Below are 12,688 nucleotides of genomic sequence, written 5' to 3'. Positions count from 1 at the left end.
TATATTTATATATCGCTATGTGGCTCTGCCTTCTGCCCGCTACGGCCCTTGCCGCCTCTTCCGTTAATCGGGACAGGATCGCGGTTCCACCCACCCGCGCTCTCTCCTGGGAGTGCGTGGTGGAAGCGGCTGATGTTTACAGTCTACCCCTGGCCGCGCTGGTGGGCATTTTGGCTACAGAAGGTGGCAAGACTGGCGAAGCCCTCAGCAATACCAACGGAACGTGGGATTTAGGCGGCTTCCAAGTGAACACCTGCCACGTCAACGAACTTCTGCGGGCGGGCTTTTCGCCTGAAGCGGTACTGAGTGACGGCTGCGTCAATGCCCATGCAGCGGCATGGATTCTGCGTAAGGAGTATGACCGTGCCCGCAATATTTGGGATGCCGTTGGCGCGTACCATTCCCGTACCCCGCACTTCCGTGACGCCTACCTGGGCCGGGTCAGAAAACACCTGGCCCGGATGGAGCGCACCGGGCTGGCTGACCTGTTGGCAAAAGCGGGAGGTGCCCGATGAAAAACCAACACGAAGACAGCGGCAACACCATGTTTTTGCTGGTCTGTCTGATGATCGCCATTCTGTTGTTGGTGCCTGCTTGGTATGTGGCACGGGCGGGGAAAATCAACGGTGGATTGCTGGAACTGGCAAAGGCGCAAATCGTGGCCTTCACGCCGTTTTCTGAAGAAGCAGACAAGGCTTGGGAATTGATTACGCAGGCTGACCCCGCCGCGCTCTCCTGGGATCAGGTCATGAACGTGGTGCGGTACAGCGGCAAATGGGTTCGGTGGCCCTATGCCCTGATACTGATGGCACTCGGCGGGATGTGTCTCTTCATGAGCAGAACGTCTGGGCTGATACGGCGTTTGAACATGGACAGTTTGCTCAGGCACAATGCCGAATCCTTTGCCTGCCTGCGGCCTGTGGTGGGGCGCGGCAATGCCCTGCTTTCGCCGGAATCGTATGACTCCGGCCCCTGGCGCATTGCCCGCAGCCCTGTGCAGTTCGCCCTGGAGCACGGGCTTTTGCTGAACAAGGACGGGCAACCCTTCAGTGTGGATGAAGCTCTGCGGCGAGGCCTCGCGCATGTCGAACTGCCAGCATACGGCAATGCCTATCTGGATGAGGCAAAGGCTGCTGCCGTGTTGCGCGAGCAACTTGGCGGGGCATTTTCCTGCATCCTAGGCCTTGCCGCCGAACGCAAGGCGCTGGCCTGCGCCTTTCTGGCTTACGCTGCGGGAAGGAAAAAAGACTGCCTGAATATTCTGGATACCGTGGCCACCTCCTATCGAGAAGTCGAAAAACCCATCTGCCCAGTGCTGGAAAAGCGCAGATTTCAGCATTCCCTGGATACAATCGCGCAAAAACACCAAGGGCTGTTGGTTGAGCCGCTTTTGATACGCCATGCGGCCTTTGAACTGCCTTGGTTTATGGCTTTGCTGACCCTGGCCCGGCGCAAGGGGGTGCTGGCCTCCTCACAGTTCCTCTGGCTGCGGCCTTTGGATCGCCCACTCTGGTACGCACTCAATCAATGCGGGGGCCGCGCTGCCTGGGCTGAAGGCTTTGCTGCCTGGGCGCATTATGCAGCGGAAGAGCGAGCTGGCAAAACGCTTTTTGAACCTCGCCTTGACCATGCGGTGTCACGTTTACGCGACAATTTGGCCGCACAGGGCTGGCTTTCAGATATGCCGCGCCTGTTCGAGTCGTCGGGCCTGAACCTGGACGACAGCATGACGTTTGCTCCGGCAGAAGTGCTTCTGGAAGAGTATGACGCCAATGAAGATGATTCTTTGAAAAATGAACTTTGCTGAGGTGTTGCCATGAGCGACCGAAAAATTCGCGGCCTGGAAGACAGAGAGGCACAAGAGCGCAAAGCTCTGCTGCGGGATGTACGCTCACCAGTGCATCAGTTGGTGGACGCTCTTAAAAACGGCACGGTGCAGACCAGCGGCACGTTCGGGGCGGGGGTGTGTCTGTTTGCCTTCCCCGTGGCGGCAACGCCACTCTTTGTGCTGGGCCTGTTCTTTTTTGTACTACGCTGTGTATGCGTGAGCAGTGAGCGACTTCCCTTCCGAATGCCTCTGGGCCTCTGCGGCAAGGACAAGGGCGACCCCCTGCCAGGCAGGCGCGGTTACGCTAAACCAGAAGGACTGTTCTTTTTGGGAAACGCCCTGAATGGCAAAGAATTGTGGCTGAAAGCCAAAGATATTCTGACCCACATGCTGCTTTTCGGCACCACCGGCTCCGGCAAGACGGAGACCTTGGTATCTCTTGCCTACAACTCCCTCGCCACTGGCAGCGGCCTTTTCTACATCGACCCCAAGGCTTCACCTAAGTTGGCCGTGCAGATTTGGCAGATGGCAAGGTTTTTAGGGCGCGATGACGATTTCCGCGTGCTCAACTACGGAACATCCGGCAAGGTGAAGGGCAAATCTCCGCGCCGCCTTTCCAATACCAACAATCCCTTTACCTTCGGCAGTGCCGAAGCCCTCACGCAGCTCTTGGTGTCGCTCATGCCCGCGTCTGATGGAGCCAACAGCATCTTTGCAGACAAGGCACAGGCTCTCATTTCCGGAGTCATGTACGCCCTGGTGGATTTACGAGACAAGGGCTTTCTGAAGCTCTCCACTAGCGTGATCCGTGATGCCTTGGCTTTGGAAAAATGTGTGGAGCTGGCCCTGCACCCGGAGTTGGATGAGGAATCCAGTGCCTCCATCAAGGCGGCTCTGGGCACCTCCGGCTGGATTGCCGAGCGGGAGTTGAAGGATCAGCCCCCGTCCTTTGCGGAGCAGTTCGGCTACGCACAATCCTACTTCGGCAAGGCACTGTCCAGCCTGACAGATACCTACAGCCACATCTACGGTGCGGAAGACGGCGAAGTGGATTTCGCTGACGCCATTCTTCAAAGGAGAATCCTCGTAGTATTGTTGCCCTCTCTGGAAAAAGCCCCTCAAGAGCTTGCGAGTCTCGGTAAGATCAGCTTGTCGGCCATACGCAATGCCTGTGCCGTGGGCCTCGGCGCACAGATTGAAGGCGATGCCGCCGACACACTGGAAGCCTTGCCCACGGACACCGTAGGTATTGGGCCGTACTTGTGCATTGTAGACGAATACGCAGCCATCGTAACGCCAGGCTTTGAGGTAGTGCTCACTCAAGGCCGTGGGCTTGGGATTGCCGCCATTGTGGCCAGTCAAGATTACGCGGGCATTCTGGAAGCGGATAAGAAAGGCGCACAGCAAATGGTAGCTAATACAAGTATTAAAGCCTTCATGAAGCTGCAAGATGCCGAAAAGACATGGGAACTTATACGCGGCCAGGCCGGGCAAAACACCGTGGTGCGCAGTTCCGGCTTTTCGGTCAATGACAAGTCTGGTTCCACCTACGCAGACACCATGAACACCACTGTAGAAAAAGAAGATCGCGTGGACTTGCGCGACCTTCAGGAACAAATCGAGGGCGAAGCCCATTTCATCTTTTCCGGCCAGATTGTCCGGGGAGATATGTTCTACGCCAATCCTTCACTCAAAATGGCACAGCTTCGTGTGCCGCAGTTGCTCCAGTTGGGGCAGGAGGTTTCGTATGCAGATGCAGCGTAATGCTATGATAGTGGCTCTGGCAATGTTGGCCATTCTGATGGCCAATGCCCCGGCCCATGCCGGAACACCCATGTCAGACAGGGTGTCTGTGGCAGCCAAAGTTCGGGCTGAAGTGAATAAAGACATGGCTCTGCCCTATAATCCCGTTGAAACTCTAGCCGACCGGCAATGTCTGGACGGGCGGCCTGTTAAAGACTTCCAGGGCGACCTGGTGGAGTATTGGGTTAACCTCGAATGTTCCTACTGTGGCGTCCGTGAACCGCTGCAAGCCCAGCGAGCCAACAGCGACATGTGCATTGTGGTGCGCCACATTCCGACCGATCAATACGGCGAATCCCTCAAAAAGGCCTTGAGCTACGAAGCCCTGAAACAATTCTCGGCCAACGCCGCCAATTTGTTTTGGGATAAGGTGCTGCCGCAAACATCGCTGGGCATTCCCACCCCCTATGAAGCCTCACTGCTGCTAGCCTTTCAGGAAGCGGCCATTCCCGCCGAAACCTTTGGTGAAGCTCTGAGCGGCAGCGCAACCACAATAGTCAATGGAGACATTCTGGCGGGGTACGGGCGCATCACCTCCACGCCGACCTACATCCTCGCCGGGATTCGCTTTCCGTCTTGTGATTTCACGGCCATGCAACTACGCGAAGCCCTCGCCATAGCCAAGCAGGCCCGTGCAGGTGATCACGCGGCGGTTGAGAGAGTCATCACCATCATCACCAACGGGCAGCTCAGCGAAAAAATGCTTTGAGTGGGTGGAGCGCCCTTGCTTTTCTACTTGCTTTTTTCTTGGTAAGGGATACAAGGAAAGTAAGGAAAGAGAAAAGGAGCACCACATGAAAATGGAAGTATCCACCATGACCTCCAAGGGGCAGATTACCATCCCTGTGGCGGTTCGTAAGAAACTAGATTTGCAACAGGGTGACAAGGTTGTCTTTATTGAAGACGACTCCCCAAACGGGGGCATCCGTATACTGAACGCGGCCACACTATCCTTTGGCAAAAATGGGGAGGCAGTGACCGTACCAAGGTAGGATTCATGGCACGGCCACGCAAACAGAAGTATGACCCCAGGCAGTTGAGCTTTACGTTTGACGTAACAGCAGATCAAATAGAACAACTTCGGCGCGAGAACGCCCAAGCCGATACCAAGGAGGAATATCATGCTCGACAGACCAACCAATCCACTGGACATCGCCCGCACAGTGCTGCACCCACAGACCATCCGCGAAGTGCAGAGCGCGGCGTTCACCAACTCCGCTTATTTGATTTTGGACAGGTGGGCACTGAACCAGCCCGACGACCTGCGCCGTCTGGAAGCGAGGGGGGAAATCTCTTTCATGGTGACGCTGGATCAGCAGGCCACGAGGGAAGCGAACGTGCTGAACTCGGATTCAGCCTGGGAAGCGAGTCGCCAGGGGATGAGCGATTGGGAGATTTTGCAGAACGCCGGGATAGATACGAGCCTGAAAATTACCATATAGGTTCGGACGACCGGCTCGGCCACGGCGGCGCAAAGACCAAGTTTGCAGACAATATTGCCGCTATTCGCCTGCTCAAGGATTTGCAAGAGCGTAAGGTGGAGGTAGCCGGGCCGGATGATAAAAAAGTGCTGGTGCGCTATGTGGGCTGGGGCGGTCTGCCCCAAGCCTTTGACGCCCGCAACGAAAAGTGGGCTGCGGAATATCAGGAATTGCAAAGCCTGCTTGCGCCAGACGAATACGCCAAAGCCCGACGTTCCACCCAGGACGCGCATTTTACCTCTGAAACCGTTATCAAGGGTATTTATCAGGGCCTCAATGTCATGGGCCTGCAAGGCAGCGGCCCGCTACGAGTGCTGGAGCCTTCGGCTGGCATCGGTAACTTCATGGGCCTGCTGCCACAAGGCTATGATGCTGACTTTCTGACTGTAGAGCTTGACCCGACCACAGCGGCCATTTCCAAGTATCTTTACCCGAAAGCTCGTCACCTCAACAACGGCTTTCAGAATGTAGAACTTCAAGGGGCAAGGTTTGACCTGGTTGTCGGCAACCCGCCTTTTGGCAAGCAGACCCTCTACGATCCCAACTTTCCAGAACTGCGCAATTTCTCCATTCATAACTACTTTTTGGCAAAGTCTCTGAGCCTGCTGCGCCCTGGCGGCATAGGGGCTTTTGTGGTCAGCCGCTTCTTTATGGATGCGGCAGACCCTGCTGCCCGTGAGCATATTGCAGAATATGCCGACCTTCTGGGGGCTGTGCGCCTGCCAGAAACGGCTTTTCGCCAGAACGCGCTAACCGATGTCACCACGGACATTCTCTTCTTCCGCAAGCATGACGGCCCACGCATCCGCAGTACCGATTGGACACAAACCGCCACTATAGAAGCCCTCGATACAAAGGAAGGCGGCACCCGGCCTGCGGTCATCAACAAGTATTTTGCCGAATTGCCCGGCCAGATCATCGGCAACATGGTGTATTCCGGCGGCATGTTTCAGGACGCGCTCAACTGTGTGGCTCCTTCTGATATTGACCTGGGCGCGGAAATATCCAAGCGGGTGCAAGTGTTGCCGCCCATGCAATATGTGCCCCGCACGGAAAGCGCAGAGGAAGCAACCAGCGAAAAGCGTAATGAAGGATTCATTGCGTCCGACTACTTCCAGTCCCTCAAAATGGGCGCGTTTTGTGTTGAACCGCAGAGCCGCAAAATCGTCTTCAAGACTGCTGGTGGCTTTGGTGACGCTTCATATACTGAGGTGCCGGTTAAAAGTGACTCGGCCCGGCAGCGCCTTGTGGCCATGATTCAAGTGCGGGACAGCTTGCGTGACCTCCTTAACCTGGAAAAAAATGACGCTGAAGAAAAAATGATTGAAGGCGCACGGCGGCAGCTCAATGTGCAGTATGACAATTTTGTGCGCCGCCACGGGCATCTCAATTCCCAAACCAACCGCTCCCTCATGCGCGAAGACCCAGAGCATTCGCTGCTGGAATCGCTGGAGCAGGAATACGACAAGGGCTTGTCCAAAGACCTGGCCAAGCGTCAAAGTAGCTCCGGCCAGTTGCGAGTGGCGCGTCCGGCATCTGCTCGCAAGGCAGCAATCTTTCGGCAGCGGGTGCTAAAACCCACGCAGATTGTGGATCGGGCCGATACGGCCAAGGACGCCCTGGTCATCAGCTTACGCGAAACAGGCAAGGTGGACTTTGCCCGCATGAATCAGCTTCTACACCGGTCAGCGGAGGTCATTCAGCAGGAATTACAGGATGAAGGCCTGATTTTCCGCAATCCGGCCAGTACAGAATGGGAGATTCGGGACAAGTACCTCACCGGCAATGTGCGCGAAAAGCTGCACAGGGCGCAAGCGGCTGCACAGGACAACCCGCAGTATCAGCCCAATGTAGAGGCTCTCACCGCCGCCATGCCTCCGGAGATCGAGGCCGTAGACATCGGTATCAAGTTCGGCTCCACCTGGGTGCCCGGCGAAGTGCTCTCCGATTTCATTGAAGAGCGTATTCATGGGGGGCGGGGCCATCAGAGCATCAACTATGTGCCCATTCTGGGCCGCTGGGAGGCTAAAGTCAGCGTCTATGATCAAGCCGCCAACACGGAAGTGTGGGGCATTCCCGAATATCCGGCCTCCAAAATTATTGAATCATTGCTCACCAATCGCCCCATCAAGGTGGAGAAAGAAAGCGGTCAGTACGACGATCAAGATCGTCCCATCATGGTGGTTGACCAAGAACTCACCGCCGCTGCCATGCAAAAGGCCGACGAGGTGCGCCAGGCCTTTCTGGATTGGGTGTGGACGGATGATGAACGCCGCACGAGCCTTGCCAGCTTGTACAATGAGCGGTTCAATACCCATGTGCCGCCACGCTATGATGGTTCCCATGTGCAGCTCATAGGAGCGTCTGCGGAGGTTGCCTTGCGGCCGCATCAGAAGGATGTGGTCTGGCGCAGCATTCAGGAAGGCACGGTACTTTTTGACCACGTTGTTGGCGCGGGTAAGACAATGGCCTGCATCGCCACCATCATGGAATCCAAGCGCATGGGTTTTACCAGCAAGCCTATGGTGGTAGTGCCCAATCACCTGCTCTACCAGTGGCGCGATGAATTTTACCGGCTTTACCCGGGGGCCAATATTCTGGTGGCCGACAAGACAGATTTTACCAAGCAGAATCGTGAACGATTATTCAGCCGGGTGGCCACCGGCGATTGGGACGCCGTTGTGGTCGCCCATTCCAGCTTTAAAAAAATTGAGACCCCCCGCGACATGCAGGAAGAAATTCTGCAAGAACAGATTGATGCGGTCATTGCCGCCATAGCGGAATCCAAAGAAAATAACGGCAGCCGGGCCACGGTCAAACAACTTGAAAAACAGCGCGAAAAAATGGAAACCCGCTATGAAAAGCTCATGGCCGGAACCGGGGCCAAGGATCGTTCGGTGGACTTTGGCGACCTGGGCGTGGACGCGCTTTTTGTGGACGAGAGCCACGAGTTCAAAAATCTCAGCTATACCACAACCATGAATGTGTCGGGTCTCGGCAATATCACGGGTTCCGCAAAAGCTCTTGATATGTTCATTAAGTGCCGGTATCTGCAAAAAAAGCACGAAGGCCGGGGCGTGTATTTCATGACCGGCACCCCCATTAGCAATACCATTGCCGAGGTCTACACCCTGCAACGCTATTTGCAGTCTGATGAGCTGAAAAGCAAGGGCATTGAGTATTTTGACGCATGGGCTTCCACCTTCGGGCAGATTACCAATGGCTGGGAATTGGACGCCACCGGCGTGAATTATCGCCTTAAATCGCGCTTTTCTAGCTTCCAGAACGTGCCGGAATTGCTTTCTATGTACCGCTCCTTTGCGGACGTGGTGACGAAAGGCGATTTGGACGAGCAGGCAAAACAGGCCGGGCTGCGGCCTTTGACGCCCCCTGTAACTGATGGCAAGCCTTTCAATCATGTGGTGGAGCGTTCAGAGGTGCAGGCCAGCTATATGACGGAAATCATCGACCGCATGGAGCACCTGCCCAAAGACCCGCGCATCGACAATCCCCTGAAAATCACCAATGACGCCCGAAAGGCTGGGCTGGATTATCGTCTTATTGACCCGGAGGCTGGGGACTATGACGGTTCCAAGGCCAATGCCGCCGTGGATCGCATCTATCAGATTTGGCAGGACACGGCGGCAGACAAGGGAACACAGCTCGTGTTCTGCGATTTGTCTACACCCAAGGGAGGCTCGGCAGCACCTGCCCCTGCGACTTCACACACTCAAAAGTTGGAATTTGTGGAAGAAGACTTTACCGCGCAGGTTGATGTGGAGTCAGGCACGAAGTCTGGTGTGGACTTTGGCACGGAGTCAGGCATGGAAGATGGCCTGACAGACGCAGAGCCAGGCGATTCGGTTGAACCGGGCGACGATGACGGCGAATCCACGTTAGTGGATACCGGTGAAGACACATCCGTGGCCGCAGACATGGACGCTTGCGTTGCCGCTGGCTCCCGCTTCTCTGTCTACGACGACATGCGGCGCAAACTCATAGAGCGTGGTATTCCCGCTGATGAGATTGCCTTCATCCACGATGCCAATACCGACATGCGCAAGGGCAAGCTCTTTTCCGACATGCAGGCTGGACGGGTGCGGGTTCTGCTGGGTTCCACGGCCAAAATGGGCGCAGGCATGAATGTGCAGAAACGCCTTGTGGCCGCGCATCACCTGGACGCGCCCTGGAGGCCCAGCGATCTGGAGCAGCGCAACGGGCGCATCATTCGCCAAGGCAATAGCCTGTATGAGCGCGACCCCGATAAATTTTCCGTAGGCATCTATTATTATGCTACAAAGCAAACATACGACAGCCGAATGTGGCAAGTAATAGAGCAAAAAGCCGCTGCCATTGAGCAATTCCGCAAGGGTGACTTGCTTCAGCGCAATATTGACGATGTGCAGTCCGAAGCCGCCAATGCGGCGGATATGAAGGCTGCGGCCTCTGGCAACCCGCTCATCCTTATGCAGGTGAAGCTGGCCAGTGACCTCCGCAAACTGGAAGCCTTGTATTCACAGCATCAACGGTCGCAACACCGCCTGCGGGATCGTCTGAAGTGGCTTGGAGCTGCCGAAGGTCGCCTTGCCAAGGCGCAAGCGGACTATACGGCCAACTGCGGCCTGCGTGACGGTAACACCCATACCTTCACCGAAAAGGGCAAGGAGCGCATCCGACTGGAGTGGTTCAAAGACGGTAAGCTGCTGACCGAAAAAAATAGTGAGCAGATCCAAAACATTCTGCGAGACGGAGTGAAGGACATTACGCGGGAAGCACGGGCAAAGCCCAACTTGGGCAAGTACCGGGGCTTTGAGGTGTCTATGTTGCGCTCGTCACTCGGTGCGGGCGGTGACGGCTTCCGCCTTGCTCTCAAGGGCATAGGCGAACAGGAATTTCAACCGGATAACTTGGTCTACGGCTTTGATGAAAAATTCAGCCTGTCTGGCATGTTCCAGCGGCTGGATAACTTCCTCGAAAAGGGCCTTGAACAAGCCTTCCAGACCTACCAGACCAATGTGCGCCAGGAAATAGCCGAAATGGATACGGTCAAGGCCGCTCTGGGGCAGGAGTTTCCGCAACAGGATGAACTGGCCCTGGTGCGCGAGAACCACGGTGCCGTCATGCGTGAGCTGAAGCGTATGCAGGACGAACCGGGCTATGTAAGTGAGTGGGAGCCGAAAAAAGAGATGTTCCATGCACCACTTCTATGCTATTGCAAAAACAACTGAAATTGGATAACTTTACCTACTTAGAAAAGATATATTAATAATAAACATTCATGAAGAATATGCTCATTTCCATCGTATTTAGATTTAAAAAATGAGAAGAAGCTAATTGCTTAGCAAGCTAAAATAATCAAAGGGGTATACATGGAAAAGCAAAACCTATTCTGGCCTATTTATAAGAATATCGAAAGAGAGACTTTAGCGATTGCTGATTATATACACTTTTCTGACGATCAAAGCAAAGTGTATTCTATTAGAATTGCTGATTTGATAATAAGATGTGCTGTTGAAATAGAATCTATATCGAAATTTTTATATACTTCAAATGGTGGCAATCAAAATGTAATAGATAGTAATGGCAACAGAAGAGAACTGTATTTTGATACAGACTGCATTGATTTTTTAAACAATCTTTGGAAATTAAGTGTTAAAGAAATACAAATTTGCGCAAAAAACTTTTACTTTACAAAAGAATCTAATTTGACACTTACACCATTACACAAAGCAAATAAAAGAGGTGACAGCGGGAGCAGTTGGAAAAAGGCATATCAAAGTATCAAGCATAATCGTGTAAAGTGTATCCGGGAGGCAACTATTAAAAATTTGCTTAATGCCCTTGGGGCTCTGCTTATACTCAACACGTCGATGATCAATCGCTCCATCAATATGGTGAAACGTGCCTTGGACTCGGCCCAAGGCACGTTGACCTGAAGGACGCCATGCTCGGGGCAGTCCACTCGGGGAATCCGAGCATGCAGGAACGTCTTGAACTGGCACGTGTCCAGATGGCGCCAGACACGAGGCTCGGCATGGTCGCGGCAAGCCAGCTCTCGACCACAAGTAGGGCAAAACCAGCGAACACCAGGACCATGCTCCACGCGGATGTCTACCCGACCTTCCGCCGTGTCCAGTTCAACAGCCTCAACAAACCAGGGCTCGGTCAGCCCGAGAATCCGAAAATATAGGTCCGTATCCTTCATTGGTGCCCTCCGGGAAGGACATTAGCAGATCAGCTACCCACGGAAAACCCGGAAGAGCCAAAAAATTATTCAAAATCCAGCTTACGCAGATGAAGTTGAAGCGTTTTTATCAAGTAATCCTCAGTATTTATATGTAAAAAGTGGAGAAGTGCGTTGGTCTGGCATGGAGCCAAAAAATCCACTGTTTATGCAAGAAATAATGCGCAATGGACAAGGTCACGGAAGCTCTCACCGGGCGTCTGAGATTGTAATAAACAAAGGACAAGCCGCGTATTCTGAATTTACTTCAAGCTTTTTTAAACTTTAAAGATTATAACTTTCCACTAACATTAATCTAAAAGATGATTCTTAATCTATTCTAAAATTAGCTATATATTTTGATGCTACGAGTTAAATGCTTACAACAATGCCTCCAGTCCCTTCCTGTCCAAAATCTCCAGTAGCTTGCATGAAGGCCCGCCGGGGTTCTTTGTTCCGGCTTCCCAGGCACGAACAGTGGCGGCGCTGGTATTGATGATGATGGCCAACGCAGCCTGGCTGACATTGAGGCGTGTGCGAAGAGCCTTTACGTTGTCCGCATTAAACTTGGGCACCTGGTTGGCTCGATAAAGTGCCTCAAATTCGCGCATACGCCGCTCGTCTATCAGGCCGCCAGAATGCAAGCCCTGCACGGTTTCGTGCAGCTCTTCAATTATACGGCTATGCTTTGTCATAATACACCTCCAAGAACTCCCCTTTGGCTATGGCTAGCTGCAATTCATCACTGGAATAGCCAAGAAAAATTTGGGCAACCTCTTGCAAATAGGCAAGCTCTGCCTGCGTGATGTTCTCTTTGTCATTCTTCTCAAAGCCGAACATAAAAAACCAGCGGTCTTGGCGATTCGTCGCAATCAGCGTCCGGGTGCTCCCGCTTTTTCCGCGCCCCGGCAATGCCACCCGTTTTTTGTAGACATTGCCGCCCAAGTCGGCATCCACAAGGCCACGCTCCATCTCGTCAATAGCCTTGAGCAGTACAGTGTCGGTCAAAAGCGTTTTACGTAACCAGCGGCAAAATGTGCGCGTTTTTAAAATACGCTTCATAGGGCATCCTTTCGCAAAGCTATACTACCTAGTGGCATAATGTCAACGGAATCATACCTTAGTCCACATTACAATCATTAGGGGAGATTGCTATATTTTCAAGAGCTTCTATACCCCGTTCAGTGAGAACAATATCTGGAATTCTGCCAAGCCCTATGTCTATGCGGCGAACGAAATTTTTACGAATAAGTGCATCTATTGTTCTTTTTTCATGCCCTCCACAGGAGGTTTGTCGATATTTGCGTACATTGTCTTTTGCAGCCATGTAGATTCTTATACATTGTAATGCCG

At 53.5% G+C, this 12,688-nt stretch carries 11 protein-coding genes and 1 pseudogene; 8 read left to right on the top strand and 4 right to left on the bottom strand.

Annotated features, from left to right (window positions below):
• The first annotated feature begins 119 nt into the window (after positions 1-119).
• From ACUZ9Q_RS04115 to ACUZ9Q_RS04080, 8 genes are all read left to right on the top strand, one after another.
• On the top strand, positions 120-515 hold the full coding sequence (locus ACUZ9Q_RS04115; protein WP_449247372.1) for a lytic transglycosylase domain-containing protein: 396 nt from the start codon (positions 120-122) through the stop codon (positions 513-515).
• Positions 512-1,807, top strand: a complete 1,296-nt coding sequence (locus ACUZ9Q_RS04110) for a secretion/conjugation apparatus DotM-related subunit (RefSeq protein WP_449247371.1) — start codon at positions 512-514, stop codon at positions 1,805-1,807. The genes ACUZ9Q_RS04115 and ACUZ9Q_RS04110 overlap by 4 nt, the downstream gene beginning before the upstream one ends.
• 9 nt (positions 1,808-1,816) lie before the next feature.
• Positions 1,817-3,592, top strand: a complete 1,776-nt coding sequence (locus tag ACUZ9Q_RS04105) for a type IV secretory system conjugative DNA transfer family protein (protein ID WP_449247370.1) — start codon at positions 1,817-1,819, stop codon at positions 3,590-3,592.
• A complete protein-coding gene (locus tag ACUZ9Q_RS04100; RefSeq protein WP_449247369.1) occupies positions 3,576-4,340 on the top strand; it encodes a DsbA family protein in 765 nt (254 codons plus the stop codon). The genes ACUZ9Q_RS04105 and ACUZ9Q_RS04100 overlap by 17 nt, the downstream gene beginning before the upstream one ends.
• 85 nt (positions 4,341-4,425) lie before the next feature.
• Positions 4,426-4,623, top strand: coding sequence for an AbrB/MazE/SpoVT family DNA-binding domain-containing protein (locus ACUZ9Q_RS04095; RefSeq protein WP_449247368.1), 198 nt, complete (start codon positions 4,426-4,428; stop codon positions 4,621-4,623).
• Positions 4,624-4,752: 129 nt separating this feature from the next.
• Positions 4,753-5,073 carry a hypothetical protein gene (locus tag ACUZ9Q_RS04090; protein WP_449247367.1) on the top strand — a complete coding sequence of 107 codons (321 nt, stop codon included), beginning with the start codon at positions 4,753-4,755 and terminating at the stop codon, positions 5,071-5,073.
• Positions 5,019-10,340, top strand: coding sequence for an SNF2-related protein (locus ACUZ9Q_RS04085; RefSeq protein WP_449247366.1), 5,322 nt, complete (start codon positions 5,019-5,021; stop codon positions 10,338-10,340). Before ACUZ9Q_RS04090 ends, ACUZ9Q_RS04085 begins: the two co-directional genes overlap by 55 nt.
• Before the next feature lie 141 nt (positions 10,341-10,481).
• Positions 10,482-11,048 (top strand): hypothetical protein, encoded by a 567-nt coding sequence (locus tag ACUZ9Q_RS04080; RefSeq protein WP_449248149.1) that lies wholly within the window; start codon positions 10,482-10,484, stop codon positions 11,046-11,048.
• Here the strand turns inward: ACUZ9Q_RS04080 and ACUZ9Q_RS04075 are convergent.
• The 4 genes and pseudogenes from ACUZ9Q_RS04075 to ACUZ9Q_RS04060 form a co-directional block, all read right to left on the bottom strand.
• Positions 10,973-11,317: pseudogene (locus tag ACUZ9Q_RS04075) on the bottom strand (transposase family protein); the annotation flags it as partial. The gene ACUZ9Q_RS04080 and the pseudogene ACUZ9Q_RS04075 sit on opposite strands and share 76 nt — an antisense overlap.
• A 398-nt stretch (positions 11,318-11,715) precedes the next feature.
• Positions 11,716-12,030, bottom strand: coding sequence for a helix-turn-helix domain-containing protein (locus tag ACUZ9Q_RS04070; RefSeq protein WP_449247365.1), 315 nt, complete (start codon positions 12,028-12,030; stop codon positions 11,716-11,718).
• Positions 12,017-12,397: a type II toxin-antitoxin system RelE/ParE family toxin gene (locus ACUZ9Q_RS04065; protein ID WP_449247364.1), complete on the bottom strand. Its 381-nt coding sequence runs from the start codon at positions 12,395-12,397 to the stop codon at positions 12,017-12,019. Before ACUZ9Q_RS04065 ends, ACUZ9Q_RS04070 begins: the two co-directional genes overlap by 14 nt.
• Before the next feature lie 58 nt (positions 12,398-12,455).
• Positions 12,456-12,662 carry a hypothetical protein gene (locus ACUZ9Q_RS04060; RefSeq protein WP_449247363.1) on the bottom strand — a complete coding sequence of 69 codons (207 nt, stop codon included), beginning with the start codon at positions 12,660-12,662 and terminating at the stop codon, positions 12,456-12,458.
• Between the last annotated feature and the right edge of the window lie 26 nt (positions 12,663-12,688).

Source organism: Desulfovibrio desulfopostgatei (assembly GCF_053570645.1).
The sequence above is the reverse complement of the archived record's forward strand: the minus strand, read 5'-3'. Positions and strand labels throughout refer to the sequence as shown.

Excerpts from the sequence above, each read along its gene's own strand:
- ACUZ9Q_RS04070 (WP_449247365.1), bottom strand. The coding sequence starts at position 12,030 with ATGACAAAGCATAGCCGTATAATTGAAGAGCTGCACGAAACCGTGCAG.
- ACUZ9Q_RS04080 (WP_449248149.1), top strand. The coding sequence starts at position 10,482 with ATGGAAAAGCAAAACCTATTCTGGCCTATTTATAAGAATATCGAAAGA.
- ACUZ9Q_RS04095 (WP_449247368.1), top strand. The coding sequence starts at position 4,426 with ATGAAAATGGAAGTATCCACCATGACCTCCAAGGGGCAGATTACCATC.
- ACUZ9Q_RS04065 (WP_449247364.1), bottom strand. The coding sequence starts at position 12,397 with ATGAAGCGTATTTTAAAAACGCGCACATTTTGCCGCTGGTTACGTAAA.
- ACUZ9Q_RS04105 (WP_449247370.1), top strand. The coding sequence starts at position 1,817 with ATGAGCGACCGAAAAATTCGCGGCCTGGAAGACAGAGAGGCACAAGAG.
- ACUZ9Q_RS04110 (WP_449247371.1), top strand. The coding sequence starts at position 512 with ATGAAAAACCAACACGAAGACAGCGGCAACACCATGTTTTTGCTGGTC.
- ACUZ9Q_RS04090 (WP_449247367.1), top strand. The coding sequence starts at position 4,753 with ATGCTCGACAGACCAACCAATCCACTGGACATCGCCCGCACAGTGCTG.
- ACUZ9Q_RS04100 (WP_449247369.1), top strand. The coding sequence starts at position 3,576 with ATGCAGATGCAGCGTAATGCTATGATAGTGGCTCTGGCAATGTTGGCC.
- ACUZ9Q_RS04060 (WP_449247363.1), bottom strand. The coding sequence starts at position 12,662 with ATGGCTGCAAAAGACAATGTACGCAAATATCGACAAACCTCCTGTGGA.